Here is a 14,714-nt window from a genome sequence, read left to right as displayed (position 1 = left end):
GGGGCTCTTCGTAATCGAGAGTGTGGGTCAGGGATTTTCAGACACGGCGAGTCGCTGCTCAGATAGGCGTCGAGGTCTTCCGATGATGGAAGTTCTCACACCGTCCATCCGAAAGACCTCGACGTGGCCAAGCCTACTTTCTCGACGCCTGACCTCACGACCTTCTGCAGACTCAATGACCTCGATCTGACCTGCACCGGCCAACACATCACCGGGCACAAAGCCATTCTGGAATGCCGTCCAAACACTGCTGATGACTGGTGCCGACGATGTGGTGGTCACGGGATCGTTCGCGATACCGTCGTCCGCCAGCTGGCCCACGAACCTTTCGGCCACCGACCAACCACGCTTCACATTCGCCTCCGCCGTTACAAGTGCGTCGAGTGTGGCCGCGTCTGGCGTCAAGACACCACAGCTGCGGCGCCACCACGAGCGAAGATCTCGCGAACCGGCCTCGACTGGGCGTTGCGTGCTCTCGTGATCGATCACGACACCGTGTCCGTCATCGCTGCGAAACTCGCCGTGTCCTGGCACACCGCGAACTCCGCCGTCCTCGCCGAAGGTCAGCGGTTGTTGATCAACGACCCGACCCGTTTCGACGGGGTCAGCGTCATTGGTGTCGACGAGCATGTATGGCGGCACACCCGGCGTGGTGACAAGTACGTCACCGTCATCATCGACCTCACCCCGATCAGCGAGGGAACAGGCTCGGCACGTCTGCTCGACATGGTGGCTGGCCGTTCGAAGCAGGTGTTCAAACAATGGTTGAAAGACCGACCGAAAGAATGGCGTGAGGGCATCGACGTCGTCGCGATGGACGGATTCTCCGGCTTCAAAACAGCCTCAGCTGAGGAGCTGCCCGACGCTGTCGAAGTCATGGACCCCTTCCACGTCGTCAAACTCGCCGGTGATGCCCTCGACGAGGTACGTCGCCGAGTTCAGCAGGAGACAACCGGCCATCGCGGACGAGCAAAGGACCCGTTGTACCGGGCAAGAAGAACTCTTCACACGGGCAGCAGCTTACTCACGACCAAGCAGCAGGAAAGAATCGCGAACCTCTTCGCTGACCCGAACTTCACCGAAGTCGAAGTCACCTGGGCCGTCTACCAAGACATTGTCAGCGCTTACCGAACCGCGGACCGCAAAGAGGGCAAGAGACTCTTGCAAACGGTCATCGACGCCCTGACAACGAATCTGCCACCCGAACTTGTCGAGCTCAAACGGTTAGGACGAACGTTGAAGCGTCGAGCTGCTGATGTGCTCGCATTCTTCACCCGACCGGGAACGTCGAACGGTCCCACTGAAGCGATCAACGGCAGACTCGAGCATCTACGCGGGTCCGCGCTGGGATTCCGCAACCTCACGCATTACATCGCGAGGTGTCTGCTCGAGTCCGGTGGCTTCAGACCGGTTCTACACTCTCAATTACGATGAGCCGGTTAAGGGTTTTCTGAGACTGAAATGGGCGGATGAAAAGCGTTTTCATCCGCCCATTCTGAAGGAACTGATCTCCTTGGTGGGAATGCACCGTGCGCCGAGGTGGGGCCGGCTTGGTTCTACTGCTGAGGGTTCTGACCGCGTTTGCGGTTCAGCCACTGCTGAGCGGCGGCCTGGACCGGTGAGTTCGGGGGTGTGTTCGGCTGCGGAGGAACTCCACCTTGACCGTAGCCCTGTCCGGAATCCTGCCCGTAGCCTTGCCCGGCGCCTGGACCGTAGCCCTGGCCCTGAGCCGAGCCCTGGTCCGTGGACGGTCCGGAACCCTGCCCGGAATGGCCGCCGGAGTTGCCTCCTGCGCCGCCATCGTGGCTGCGCCCGGAGTCTGCTTCGGAGCTGCGGTGTGAGCGATTGTCCGAGTCGTTGCGGTTGGTCGGCGCCGGCAGGTGCGAACCGTCCTGGGCGGCGTTGGCGGTGAACAGGGCGGTCCTGATCTCCTGGCCCATCTCACCCAGGCCGCCCGGGTTCGAAGGCATGAACAGCACGTTCGACCGGCCCTCCTGTGCGACGTTCTGCATCGTGTCGAAGTACTGGGTCATCATCAGCAGCTGCTCGGCGGTGCGGTCGATGCCGACCTCCTGCAGCAGCGCGTACTGCTCGGCGATGCCGTTGGCAATCGCCTTGCGCTGAGCGGCCACACCCTCACCGTGCAGACGCATCGCCTCCGATTCGGCCTGTGCCTGAGTCACGCGCTTGATCTTGTCGGCCTCGGCCAGGGACTGCGCTGCGACCTTGTCGCGCTGGGCGGCGTTGATCGAGTTCATCGATTCGCGCACCCGCGGATCCGGGGTGATGTCCGTGACCAGAGTGCTCACGATCTTGAAGCCGTAGCGCTTCATCGACTCGGACAGACGGCGCTCGACGTTCTCAGCGATGTCGTCCTTCGACTCGAACGCGGTGTCCAGGGTCAGTCCCGACAGTGCCGAGCGGACCGTGTCGAAGACATACGAGCGGATCTGCTCCTCGGAGTTCGCCAGGCGGTAGTAGGCGTCGGCGACATTGTCCTCTTCGACGACGTACTGGACCGCGACCGGAACGGTGACGAAGACGTTGTCCTTCGTCTTCGACTCGATGTTGACCTCGAGCTGTTGGACCCGCAGCGAGATCGGCTTGCTCGTCGTTTCGATGAACGGCACCTTCGTGTTCAGTCCCGGCCTCGCGACCTTCTTGAACTTGCCGAACCGCTCGACGACGACGTTCTCCTGCGTCTTCACCGTGAAGAACATGCTTGTTCGCAGCTTCCCGAACAGCAGAATGGCGATGACGACGATGACGATGACTACGGTGATGAAAACCGCCGCTCCAGTCATGAGTGCTCCTTGCGTCGTGATTGTCGGCCGCACGGCGACCGCTGATGTCTACCACCCTAGTTGTCATCTCTGGCCACGTATATGACAAGGCACGACGTATATGACAGGGCAATGCGCAGATGACAGAGCAGGCAGCGGACTCGGCAAGGCTGCCGGCAAGGGCACCAGGTGTCGGTCTGCCGGGCGGCAAGGACACCAGGTGTCGACCTGCCGGGCGGCAAGGACACCAGGTGTCGACCTGCCGGGCGGCAAGGACACCAGGTGTCGGTCTGCCGGCGCGGCCGGGCGGCAAGGACACCATGAGTCGGTCTGCCGACGCGGCCGGGCGGAGGCGGATCGACAATGGGACGGCCGACCGTATCGAATGTGAAACAGACCGCCAACACATCTGATGTCAGACGTATACTGGAGGCTCGGCAAAGAACCAACGGCAGAAGGTGCTCATGACGGAGGCGACAGCGGGCGATCGGAAGGTGACGACCTCCGACAGGATCAAGGATCTCATCCTCTCAGACGGACTGAGCCCCGGGGACCTCCTGCCCACCGAAGGCGAGCTGTGTTCCCGCCTCGGTGTCTCTCGATCGAACGTGCGCGAAGCCATCCGCAAACTCTCCACCCTCGACATCGTCGACGTCCGCCACGGGCACGGCACCTACGTCGGCGAGATGACCCTCGAGGCACTTGTCGAAGCCCTCGTCTTCCGCGGAGTGCTCAGCCCCGGTGACGACCTCGACGCGCTGCGCGATGTCGTCGAGGTCCGCAAGGCCCTCGACCATGGAATGTCCGAGCAGATCGTCAACGCCATGCGGGGAACTTCGAATCCGGATCTGCGGGCCCTGGTCGATGAGATGACCGCGCTGGCCGACGCAGGCAAGACTTTCCCGCACCAGGATCGCGCCTTCCACACAGGGCTGCTCGCTCAGCTGAGCAACTCGCTCGTCGGCCAACTCGTCGCAGCGTTCTGGGACGTCCACACCGCAGTGCTGCCGAAGCTCAACGTTGCGGTGGCCGCTGATCTGAAGCAGACGGCGGAAGCGCACGGACTCATGCTTTCCGCGGCGGAATCCGGGGACGCCGAGGCCTTCCGCGCCGCGATCACTGCCCACTACGAGCCGATCATGCGCGCCCTCGAGAAGAAGTGATTGACTGAGGACATAGAACTGTACTCGGGCGAAGACGTCGAAGCAGACTCACGACATCGCAGCGGATGCCGAAACCGAAGGAGACCTCATGGAAGTTGTCATCGCTGATGAGCACACGCTGGCCGGGCTGGCCGCGGACGCGATCGAGTGTCTGCTGCGCGAGCAGACCGCGCCGGTCCTCGGGCTCGCGACCGGATCGAGTCCGCTGCGCATCTACGATGAGCTGGCTCGGCGCCACGACAGTGAGGGCCTGTCCTTCGCCCACGCCCAGGCGTTCATGCTCGACGAATACGTCGGCATCGCCGCTGACCACCCGGAGCGCTACCGCAATGTCATCGATACGGAGATCGCAACCCGCGTCGACTTCGCCGAGGGGGCAGTCCACGGTCCCGACGGAACCGCAGATGACTTGGCGGCCGCCTCGGCGGATTATGAACGGATGATCGCCGAGGCTGGCGGAATCGACCTGCAGATCCTGGGCATCGGCACCGACGGCCACGTCGCGTTCAACGAACCCGGATCCTCACTGGCTTCGCGGACGCGGGTGAAGTCACTGACGAATCAGACGCGGGTCGACAATGCGCGGTTCTTCGACGGCGATGTCGAGCAGGTGCCGAAGCTGTGCCTGACGCAGGGGATGGGGACGATCATGGAGGCCAAGCACCTCATGCTCATCGCCACCGGCGGGAACAAGGCCGAGGCCGTGCATCAGATGGTCGAGGGGCCGATCTCGGCGATGTGGCCGGCGACCGTACTGCAGATGCATCAGCACGTTACGGTGATGCTCGACGACGCCGCGGCCTCGCGGCTGCAGCTCGGCGACTACTATCGCCACGCGTACGAGAGCAAGCCTGCCTGGCAGAATCTCTGAACAGGGCCGGCCTTCGACCGCTCGGCAGAGCCTGTGAGAGCCCTGACCCCGGTCAGAATTCTCCGCTCAGCCTTCTACGCTCAGCCCTTTCCGCTCAGCTTTCGAGCGCCTCGGCGAACCATGAGGTGATCGTGGTGGGGTGAGTGATCGCGGTTCCCACGACGACCGCATCGGCGCCGGCTTCATGCGCGGCCGCGGCATGGGCGGGGGTGTGGATCCGGCCTTCGGCGACGAGCATCGCAGGCAGCTCGGCGGAACGGATCTCGCTGATGAGTTCGAGGTCGGGGCCGTCGCTCGGTACGCGCTCGCCCGAGTATCCTGCCAAGGTGGTGCCGACGATGTCGGCGCCGGCCTCAGCCGCGGCGCAAGCATCGTCGAAACTGCCGCAATCGGCCATGACCAGGGCGTTCGTCTGTTCGTGGAGACGTGAGACAGTCTCGACCAGGCTCAGCCCGTCCGGCCGTTCCCGCCGGGTTCCGTCGATGGCGACGATGTGGGAACCGGCCAGCGCCACGGCATAGGCGTGCTGGAACGTCGGGGTGATGACGACCCCGTCCCTGCCGTCCTTCCACAGCCCGATGACGGGCACCTCGACGGCTGAGCGGGAGGCCTGAATGTCGCCGAGACCCTGCACCCGTACGGCCGTCGCACCGCCGGCCACCGCTGAGGCCGCGATCTGCGCCATCGTGGTCGGATTCCGCATCGGCTCACCCGGATAGGCCTGCACGGACACGATGAGTCGTCCGCGCAGCGTATCGAGGATCTCGATCTTCGACAGCATCAGTGAGTCTCTTCCTTCTCGTCGCTCCGTGGGACTCGTTCGGTGTGCTGCGGGATCGGTCCAGCACCCCACAGCCCGGCCGCGCCGATGAGGGCGGCATCCTGCCCCAACTCTGCTTTCCGCAGCTCGATCTCGGCGGTGGCGGGGATGAGCTCGACGGTCATGGCCTCGCGTAGGGGTGCCCACCACGTGTCGTCCATATCGGCGAGGCCGCCGCCGATGACGACGACCTCGGGGGAGAGGACATTGACGATCCCGCCGAGCGCCGCGCCCAAGGCTCGTGCGCCCGTGTCGAAGGCACACACGGCAAGTGTATCTCCCGCCGAGGCGGCCGCCGCCAATTCGCGAGTGCTGGCAGGGACGGACGGTGAAGGAATTCCAGCCGGGTTGTGGGCGGAAGCAGGGGAGGAGGGACCGGAGGCCGCAACTGCCGCCGAGGCCGGTGAGGCCGGTGAGTCGTCGCCTCGCAGGAGTCGCTGATAGGTGGCGAGGATCGCCGGGCCCGAAGCGATCGCTTCGAGGTGCCCGGTCCCGCCGCACGGGCAGAGCAGCCCGGCCGCGGCCGAAGATGGCACATGCCCGATATGTCCGGCTGCCGAATTCCGACCGGTGAGCAGACTCCCGCTGATGATGGCCCCGCCGCCGATGCCGGTCCCGGCCGCGACGAGCAGCGAACTGCTCATGCCGCGGGAGGCGCCGGCAGCAGCCTCACCGAGGGCATGGGCGTGGACATCGTTGACGGCCCGCACCGGCTGTCCCGTGCGGGATTCGAGCTCGGCGGTCAGCTCGGTGCCGGCCCAGCCGGCCAACGACTCCGTCGCCGAGACCACAACACCGGTCGCAGGGTTGATCACCCCGGCCGAAGCAACGCCGATCCGCCAGTCGAGGTTGACCGAAGAGCGTGCCACACGGGCCGAGTCGCCACCGACGGAGCCCGCATCGGCCAGCCCGCTGCCGGCGGCCGAGTCGGCCGCACGGGAAGCCTGCGCTTCCGCGATGACGGCGGCGACCACCTCGGCGACGGTGTCGAGCACCGCCGCCGCCCCCTCGGCTGCAGGCGTCGGCGCGCCGCGCACATGCCTGAGCACACCGCCGATGACGGAGCCGGCACGGATCTTCGTGCCTCCGATGTCGACGGCGACGGTGGCGGGCAGAGTCACAGCAGCCCTGCGGCGCTGACGAGCATGCGGACCTTCTCAGTCTCTGCGGCATTGAGCGACTCCATCGGCTCGGCCATCGTGTTCGAGGAGATGACGCCCATGAGCTGCAGCGCGGTTTTGAACCCGCCGAGACCCGCTGCGCCGGCCGACACCCGCCCCGGGGTCGCCGCACCGGTGATGTCGAAGAGTCGGGCCACACGATCCTGCTCGGCGGCCACGGTCGACCAGTCGCCGGACTTCGCCGCGTCGAAGATGCGCACGTAGCCGGCGGGGTCGACGTTGCCGAGGCCGGGGACGATTCCCGCCGCACCGCCGAGCATGGCCCCGTCGGTGACGACCTCGTGTCCGGTGAACACGGCAAAGTCCGGCAGGTGCTTCGTCGCCAGCAGCAGGCGACGGAAGCCCACGTCGTCACCGGAGGAGTCCTTGACTCCGGCGATGACGCCTTCCTCGGCGAGACGGACGAGGACGTCGAGCGGCATCTTCATATGCGTGCGCACGGGCACGTCGTAGGCGAAGACCGGCACGCTGACATGGGCGGCGATTGCCCGCAGATGGCGCTCGACTTCGGCGGCGTCGGACAGCGCGTAGAACGGAGTCGTCACGACGGCGGCGTCCCCGCCGATGGCCAGCAGCCGGTCGGCTTCCTCGAGTACGCGGACCGTCGTCTGTTCGCTGATGCCCACGAGCACGGGCACCCGCCCGGCCGCGGCCTCGAGTGCGGTTTCGAGCACGAGGTCACGTTCGGCGTTGGAGAGGTAGGGGACCTCGCCCGAGGATCCGAGCACGAAGATGCCGTGCACGCCGCCGGCGATGAGGTGATCGACGAGGGCGGCGAGTCCCGCCCGGTCGATGTCGCCGCCCGCGGTGCGCGGGGTGAGCAGCGGGGGGATGATTCCGTGGAAGTCAGTCATGGTCGTGTCCTTGCTTGTCGTTCGTTTTGACTGCCGTCGAGGCGGCCCTCGAATCGGTCGGATGCGATCCGATCGACGGGGCCGAGTTCGCGGTGGCCGCGGAGGCGGCGACCGCCTCGACGGGGTTGGTGGGGACCCTGCGGGTGTAGGCGGCGCGCTTGGCGTAGATCGTCAGCGGCAGCACATCGTGGCCGCTGCGGCGGCCGAAGGTGCCGGTGAGCAGCGAGATGAGGTAGCCGAAGATCATAGCGCCGATGAAGGCGACCGTGGAGACCGCAAACGGGGTCAGTCCGGCCCGCTCCTGGACGAACCAAGCCAGTCCTGCACCGACGACGAGCCCGGCGAGCACACCGGAGGTATTCGCGCGTTTGGTGAAGATGCCGAGTGCGAAGACGCCGGCGAGCGGGACGCCGAAGAGCCCGGTGATGGACAGGAAGAGATCCCAGGTCTGGGCCTGATCGGTTGCCGAGAGGTAGAGCGCGACGGACACGGACAGGGCGCCGACGATGACGATGACGGCGCGGGAGAAGCCGACGCCGGTGCGGGCCTGGCCGGTCTTGGGTGGGAAGAAGCGGTCGCGGATGTCCACGGTCACGCATGCGGAGATCGAATTGAGGCTCGAGGAGATCGTCGACTGTGCGGCGGCGAAGATCGCGGCGATGAGCAGTCCGGAGACTCCTGCCGGCAGCGCGGTGACCGCGAAGTACGGCACGAGCGCCGAGGTGTTGAACCCCTCGGGCAGGGCCTGCGAATGCTTGTAGAAGCTGAAGAGAACGGTGCCGATCCCGTAGAACAGGGGGATCGTCAGCAGGGCGAGGAAGCCGTTGACGATGAGCGAACGTGCTGTCGACTTCGGCGAATCCGTGGTCTGGTAACGCTGGACGACGTCCTGGCTGGCCGTGTACTGATGCAGGTTGTTGAAGACTGAGCCGAGGAAGACGATCGGGATCGCCGCGGCGGCTCCGCCGAACTTCCAGTTGTCTGCGGAGATGAACTTGTCGTTGGCGGCGGCGTCAGTGACCACGGTGGCCAGGCCCCCGTCGAGGGCCATGATGCCGAAGACGAGGATGACGGCGGCGCCGACGAGGAGGATGATGCCTTGGACGACGTCGGACCAGATGACGCCTTCGATGCCGCCGAGGAAGGTGTAGACGACCGAGAGCACGCCGACGGCTCCGGCGACCAGCGCTGGGTTGATGTCGGTGACCGAGCTGATGGCCAAGGTCGGCAGGTAGATGACGATGGCGACGCGGCCGATATGGAAGAGGACGAAGAGAACCGAACCGATCACGCGGATGCTTGGACCGAAGCGCTCCTCGAGATACTCATAGGCCGTGGTGACATCGAGCTTGCGGAAGAAGGGGATGTAGAAGATCACCAGCAGCGGGACGATCGCGAAGATCGCGATATTGCCGGCCGCATAGGACCAGTCGGCGAGAAAGGCCTGCTCGGGCGTGGACATGTAGGTGATCGCCGACAGCGTCGTCGCATAGATCGAGAAACCTGCCGCCCATGCCGGGATCCGTCCGCTGGCCTTGAAGAACTCCTCTGTTCCTCCGCTGGCTCGCCGGGTGAACCAGACCCCGATACCGAGGGTGGCCAAGAGGTAGATGATGATCACGGCCCAGTTGAGGCCGCCGAGTCCCGGAGCGTCCATGCTCCCTCCTCACGTGAAGTTCGTAGGGGACCGGTGAGAGCGTCGAGTCCCGACTGACACATAGGACGTCTGATGTCCTATGTTATGAATCTACGGGAATGTGCGGTACGGCACAACCCTCGCCGAGGTGGCAGCTCGGTTTCGCAGGAAGGCGCACCGGGCGATCGTGCCGTGGAGGTCCTGATGAGGCGCGAGTTGCTCAGTCGTGGAGACCCTGGTGGGGTGCGAGTCTGCTCAGCCGTGACGTCCTGGCGGTGTGCGGGTGTGCTCAGTCGTGGGGGACGTGGACGTCGATGGTCAGTTCCGGCTTCGTCTGCGGGCGTTCGTCCGCGGGGAACGAGTCGACGATCTGATCGACGAAGGGCTGGAGGAAGAGTCGGCCCATCTGGCGGACCATGACGGTGACGACCTGCTCGACGCGATCGCGATCCGTCGAGGCGAGCCCACTCGAGCGCATCGAGTCGACGCTCTGACGTGAGAGCCGGGAGAGGCGAGTGATGAGAGTGCGGGACTCGGGATCTTCGAGGAGCTCGCGACGCAGATAGCTGACGATCAGCGGATTCTGCTCCAGCATGCGCGCCACAGCTGCGTCTCGGCCGGCTGCCCCCGCCACGGAATCGTGCGCGGCGGCATCGGCGCCGGCGATCGCGGACTCGAACAGGTCGACGATCCAGCTCTCCACGGCCTCACGCAGCCCGTCTTTGGACCCGAAGTGGTGGGAGATCAGTCCGATCGCCACACCCGCCTCGGCGGCGATGGCGCGCAAAGGGGTCCCGGCGAAGCCGAAGCTCGCGAACTGATGCAGGGCGGCATTGCGGATGCGGGCGCGGCTGGTCAGGTCCGCTGTCGCGGGGTCGGCTTGCGTGGGAGCCGCTGCCGCTTGCGTGGGAGGGGTCGCCGAATCGGGGAATTCGGAATCGGCGTCAGCGTCTCTGCTGCCCGGATGCGGCGGCATACTCATGTCTTCACCCCTGTCGTCGGCGTCCATTCTCGCAGACCTCTTCCGGCCTCGATCTGCCGTGAAAGTATTGAACGTTCTTTCAATATCCTATACATTCATTCAAAAGCGCGGAACGGATTCGACTGAAGGGCTCTGGATGACTGACCACGATCCACTCGCCGGAATCACGGTGATCTCGCTCGCGATCAATCTGCCGGGGCCGCTTGCCGCCGCGCGGCTGAGCGCTCTCGGTGCCGATGTCATCAAGGTTGAGCCTCCGAGCGGTGACCCCCTCGATCAGACGGTCCCCGAGTACTACGGTGAACTGACCGCAGGGCAGGAGATCCGCACCATCGATCTCAAGGAGGCGGTGGGAGTCAAGGAACTCGAGACGCTCGTGGCCGGCGCCGACATCCTGCTCACCTCCATGCGGCCACGGGCCGCAGCCGCGCTCGGACTGCCTCAGCTCGTGGACAAGCATGGGCTCGTCCACGTCGAGATCGTCGGGTTCGCCGGCGACCGCGCCGATGTGCCCGGACACGACCTCACCTATCAGGCCGCGCATTCCACCCTCGTCCCTGGAACCATGCCCACCGTGCCGGTCGCCGATGTCCTCGGCGGTGAGCACGCCGCGCTGCGGGCGCTGGCCGGACTGCGGCGGCTCGAAGCCAAACGCGCCTCCGGTCAGGACGCCGGCGGAATCGTCGAACGCGTCGTCCTCGACGAGGCGGCCGGATGGGCGGCAGGACCGGCACGGCACGGATTGAGCTCACCGGGGGCCATCCTCGGCGGGGGACTGCCCGTGTATCGGACGTATGCCACGGCCGACGGACATGTCGCGGTGGCCTGCCTCGAACCGCATTTCGCGAAGGCCCTGGCGTCGCTGCTCGGATCCGATCATGAGGAGCTCGAGCGGGCCTTCGTCGTCGAGTCCACCGCGCATTGGATGGCGTTCGCCGACGAACATGATCTGCCGATCGAGAAGGTCGCGCTGGGCTGAGGCCCCGGCAGCTCGGATTCGCCCAAGCACCGGCTCGGCCACAACGGCCACTCGAAGAGACGACGGCACACCACAGACAGGAGACGAAGCAATGATTCTCGACGGATACCGCGGCGCGTGGGAGACCCAAGAAACAGATGATCTGCGTGATCTGGCGCACGGATTCATCGCCAAGGAGATCGTGCCGAACGAAGCCCGCTTCGCCGAGCAGAAGCAGGTCGATCGCGAATTGTGGAACCGCGCCGGAGACGCCGGTCTGCTGTGCGTGTCGATTCCCGAGGAATACGGCGGCGGAGGCGGCACCTTCGCGCATGAAGCCGTCCTCCTCCAGGAGCAGGGATTCGTCGGCGACACCGCGTGGGGCAACAGCGTCCACTCGACGATCAACGCCCACTACATCAACGCCTTCGGCACCGAGGAGCAGAAGCAGAGGTGGCTGCCGCGCATGGCCACGGGCGAGCTCGTCTCGGCCATCGCGATGACCGAACCAGGCACCGGCTCCGACCTGCAGAGCGTGAAGACCCGGGCCGTGCGCGACGGCGACGACTACGTCATCAACGGGGCGAAGACGTTCATCACCAACGGCACCCACGCCGACCTCGTCATCATCGTGGCGCGCACAAGCGATGAGCCCGGGGCGAAGGGGCTCTCGCTCATCGTCGCCGAGGTGGCCGACCTGCCCGGGTTCTCCCGTGGCCGCGTACTCGACAAGGTCGGCCTGCACGGGCAGGACACCCGCGAGCTGTTCTTCGAGGACATGCGAGTCCCGGCCGAGAACGTCCTCGGCGGGACGGAGGGTCGCGGCTTCCTCCAACTCATGCAGCAGCTGCCGCAGGAGCGCCTGGCCATCGCCGTCGGCGGTGCGGCGACCGCGGAGTTCGCCGTCCGCGAGGCGGTCGCCTACGCGAAGGACCGCGAGGCCTTCGGTCGGTCCATCCTCGACTTCCAGAACACGAAGTTCGTCCTCGCCGAATGTGCGACGGAAGCGCTGTCCGTGCGCACCTTTGCTGACCATCTCACCAGCGAACACATCGAGGGAACGCTGACGACCGAACGGGCCTCGGCCGGAAAGTACTGGGTCACGGACGCCCAGAACCGCGTCGTCGACCGCTGCCTGCAGATCTTCGGCGGGTACGGATACATGCTCGAGTACCCGATCGCCCGCCTCTACGCCGATTCGCGCGTGCAGAAGATCTACGGCGGCACGAACGAGATCATGAAGGAACTCATCGCCCGCGGACTGTGATCGGCAATCGCGAGTAGTGACCATCGCCCGCGGACTGTGATCGGGCCGCCTCGGCGAGGGGATCTGCCTGTGTGCCCCCTCAAGGCCGGAAGGGCGGGGATATGGGAAGATTGAAGGCGTGTCGAAAGTACTTGAGATCCTGACCCCGGACGGGCTGCCGCCGCTGCCTGAGAAGCCCGGCGTCTCCTACATCATGCCGGTGCTCAACGAGGCCGAGCACATCCGGCAGGCGATCACGACGATCCTGTCCCAGGACTACGACGGGGACAAGGAAGTCGTCCTCGCGCTCGGACCCTCGACCGACGACACGAACGCCATCATCGAGCAGATGGCCGCCGCCGATCCGCGCATCCAGACGGTCGACAATCCGCGGGCCGCGACGCCCATCGGGCTCAATCTCGCCTTCGCCGCGACCCGTCACGAGGTCATCATCCGCGTTGACGCGCACTCCGGCCTCAACCCCCAATACACACAGCAGGCCATCGACACCCTGCGCGAGACCAGAGCCGCGAACTGCGGCGGACTCATGCTTGCCCGCGGCAAGACCGCCTTCCAGAAAGCCGTGGCCCGTGCCTACATGTCCCCGGTCGGACTCGGCGGGCCCGCGTACCATTCCGGCGACGAAGCCCAGGAAGCCGAATCCGCGTACCTCGGCGTCTACCGACGTGAGGTCTTCGAAACCCTCGGAGGCTTCGACGAGGGCATCAAACGCGGCCAGGACTGGGAACTCAACCTGCGCATCCGCACCGCCGGTGGCCGCATCTGGTTCAACCCGGACATGCAGGTGACCTACTGGCCGCGCGGAACCTGGTCGAAGATCGCTCAGCAGTTCTGGGCGACCGGAATCTGGCGGGCCGAACTCATCCGCCGCTACGGCGGGCAGAACTCGATCCGCTACTTCGCCCCGCCGGTGCTCGTGCTCGGCATGGGGGCGGCGGTCATCGAAACCCTGCTCCAGCTCAGCGGTACGACGAAGAAGTGGCCGAAGTTCCTCCGCCGTTTCACCTCCCTGATCCACGTGCCGAGCTTCGGCTACATCGCCGGCATCCTGGCAACCGCCTCGGCGGCGAAAGACTGCGGCCGCAGGGAACGGTTCTGGTTCGGCATCGTCCTGCCGACCATGCACCTGTGCTGGGGTGCCGGATTCCTCAAGGGCCTGGTCACCGGGGCCGGCACGACGGAGGACAGCAGCCGATGAGCAAGAAGAAGCCGAGCAGGAAGCAGCGCAGCGGAATCGACAAGGACCGCTACGGCCGTGGCCTCACCGACCCGCTGCCGGCCGTCGATCCCGAATCCAATGAGCGCACCCCCGTGCCGGATCGGCCGGAGCCGAAGAAGTTCTACGCACCCCTGTGGGCCGGCGGAATCGTCGTTCTCCTCGTTCTCGGCGTGTTCCTCTTCAACGTCTTCGGCTCGAAGGACCAGCTCACCGTCGATTCGCTCAACCCGCCGGCCGTCGCCGCGCTCGACGGCGGATCCGCGGTGTACCCGGCGAACTCGAAGATCGCCTTCACCGAGAACGTGAAGTTCGGTTACCTGCCCGCCCCGACCCTGACCGCGCTGGGCGACGGGACGATCGTCGCCGCGAACCCCGAGACGGCGACCGAGCAGATGGGCCTGAAGAAGGACCTCGACGAGATCACCGTCGACGAATTCCGTGATGCCTCGATCACGCCTCCGCGCAAGGACACGCAGGCCGGCGAGACCATCACCTGGGATGACCTCGTCGGCGAGGTCGGAGGCGACACCGTCTTCCTGCCCGCCATCGATTCCGCCGAGGTGGCCGAACCGGCCTTGAAGACCATCGCCGAGGCGGGGCTCGAGGAATCGACGATCGTGCGCACCGATGACGCCGAGGTGGCCCGTGCCGCCGCCGATGCCGGTGTCGATGCGATGTTCACCGGAGACTACTCCGGAAGCTCACCCGAGGACCTCGGGCCGGCCGGCTACACCGCAGTGGCGGTGAAAGCAGACGCGGCGGCGGACTGGACCGAATCGGACCTCGCCGTATGGGTGACCGGAGTCAAGGACAAGAAGGAACTCGAGACTCTCGCCGATGCCGGTGCCGTCGGCGCCCTGAGCACGAACCCGTACAAGGTTCTGCCCTCCGAAGTGAAGTCCGACTGAACGTGGAGCTGGGGCGGACAGCCGCCTCGGCGCATTGCCGTTGACAACCCCGACGATGACACCCTGACGAAG

General features: G+C 65.7%; 13 protein-coding genes. 7 read left to right on the top strand and 6 right to left on the bottom strand.

Translation table 11 applies throughout. The features are described 5' to 3' along the window. Positions 1-123 precede the first annotated feature (123 nt). Positions 124-1,434 (top strand): ISL3 family transposase, encoded by a 1,311-nt coding sequence (locus ACSE4D_RS05695; RefSeq protein ID WP_426936723.1) that lies wholly within the window; start codon positions 124-126, stop codon positions 1,432-1,434. A gap of 122 nt (positions 1,435-1,556) precedes the next feature. On the opposite strand, the gene ACSE4D_RS05690 is transcribed toward ACSE4D_RS05695, so the two are convergent. Beyond that, positions 1,557-2,804, bottom strand: coding sequence for an SPFH domain-containing protein (locus ACSE4D_RS05690; RefSeq protein ID WP_135542318.1), 1,248 nt, complete (start codon positions 2,802-2,804; stop codon positions 1,557-1,559). A gap of 443 nt (positions 2,805-3,247) precedes the next feature. Here ACSE4D_RS05690 and ACSE4D_RS05685 point away from each other — a divergent pair, with 443 nt between their 5' ends. Together ACSE4D_RS05685 and nagB are read left to right on the top strand one after the other, a co-directional pair. After that, on the top strand, positions 3,248-3,946 hold the full coding sequence (locus ACSE4D_RS05685; RefSeq protein ID WP_135542315.1) for a FadR/GntR family transcriptional regulator: 699 nt from the start codon (positions 3,248-3,250) through the stop codon (positions 3,944-3,946). Between the two features lie 88 nt (positions 3,947-4,034). After that, a complete protein-coding gene (gene nagB / locus ACSE4D_RS05680; protein ID WP_135542312.1) occupies positions 4,035-4,817 on the top strand; it encodes a glucosamine-6-phosphate deaminase in 783 nt (260 codons plus the stop codon). A 94-nt stretch (positions 4,818-4,911) separates the two neighbouring features. Here nagB and ACSE4D_RS05675 read toward each other — a convergent pair whose 3' ends face one another. From ACSE4D_RS05675 to ACSE4D_RS05655, 5 genes are all read right to left on the bottom strand, one after another. Continuing rightward, positions 4,912-5,598, bottom strand: coding sequence for an N-acetylmannosamine-6-phosphate 2-epimerase (locus ACSE4D_RS05675; RefSeq protein WP_135542309.1), 687 nt, complete (start codon positions 5,596-5,598; stop codon positions 4,912-4,914). Further along, on the bottom strand, positions 5,598-6,758 hold the full coding sequence (locus ACSE4D_RS05670) for an ROK family protein (RefSeq protein WP_240690099.1): 1,161 nt from the start codon (positions 6,756-6,758) through the stop codon (positions 5,598-5,600). Before ACSE4D_RS05670 ends, ACSE4D_RS05675 begins: the two co-directional genes overlap by 1 nt. Continuing rightward, the gene (locus ACSE4D_RS05665) at positions 6,755-7,672 is read right to left on the bottom strand and encodes a dihydrodipicolinate synthase family protein (RefSeq protein WP_135542307.1); all 918 of its coding nucleotides are present in this window, start codon (positions 7,670-7,672) and stop codon (positions 6,755-6,757) included. The genes ACSE4D_RS05670 and ACSE4D_RS05665 overlap by 4 nt, the downstream gene beginning before the upstream one ends. Further along, positions 7,665-9,329, bottom strand: a complete 1,665-nt coding sequence (locus ACSE4D_RS05660) for a sodium:solute symporter (RefSeq protein WP_135542305.1) — start codon at positions 9,327-9,329, stop codon at positions 7,665-7,667. The genes ACSE4D_RS05665 and ACSE4D_RS05660 overlap by 8 nt, the downstream gene beginning before the upstream one ends. Before the next feature lie 268 nt (positions 9,330-9,597). Continuing rightward, a complete protein-coding gene (locus ACSE4D_RS05655) occupies positions 9,598-10,290 on the bottom strand; it encodes a TetR/AcrR family transcriptional regulator (RefSeq protein ID WP_240690096.1) in 693 nt (230 codons plus the stop codon). Between the two features lie 136 nt (positions 10,291-10,426). Between ACSE4D_RS05655 and ACSE4D_RS05650 the strand changes: the two genes are divergently transcribed. From ACSE4D_RS05650 to ACSE4D_RS05635, 4 genes are all read left to right on the top strand, one after another. Then, positions 10,427-11,269: a CoA transferase gene (locus ACSE4D_RS05650; RefSeq protein WP_135542303.1), complete on the top strand. Its 843-nt coding sequence runs from the start codon at positions 10,427-10,429 to the stop codon at positions 11,267-11,269. 91 nt (positions 11,270-11,360) lie between these two features. Beyond that, on the top strand, positions 11,361-12,515 hold the full coding sequence (locus tag ACSE4D_RS05645; RefSeq protein ID WP_436326745.1) for an acyl-CoA dehydrogenase family protein: 1,155 nt from the start codon (positions 11,361-11,363) through the stop codon (positions 12,513-12,515). Between the two features lie 118 nt (positions 12,516-12,633). Beyond that, the gene (locus tag ACSE4D_RS05640; RefSeq protein WP_425119811.1) at positions 12,634-13,713 is read left to right on the top strand and encodes a glycosyltransferase family 2 protein; all 1,080 of its coding nucleotides are present in this window, start codon (positions 12,634-12,636) and stop codon (positions 13,711-13,713) included. Then, positions 13,710-14,642, top strand: coding sequence for a hypothetical protein (locus ACSE4D_RS05635; protein WP_436326744.1), 933 nt, complete (start codon positions 13,710-13,712; stop codon positions 14,640-14,642). The genes ACSE4D_RS05640 and ACSE4D_RS05635 overlap by 4 nt, the downstream gene beginning before the upstream one ends. Positions 14,643-14,714 lie beyond the last annotated feature (72 nt).

The organism is Brevibacterium sp. FAM 27836 (assembly GCF_051351055.1).
GTDB lineage: Bacteria > Actinomycetota > Actinomycetes > Actinomycetales > Brevibacteriaceae > Brevibacterium.
Note: the sequence above shows the minus strand (reverse complement) of the source record. Positions and strands in the feature narration are given on the sequence as shown.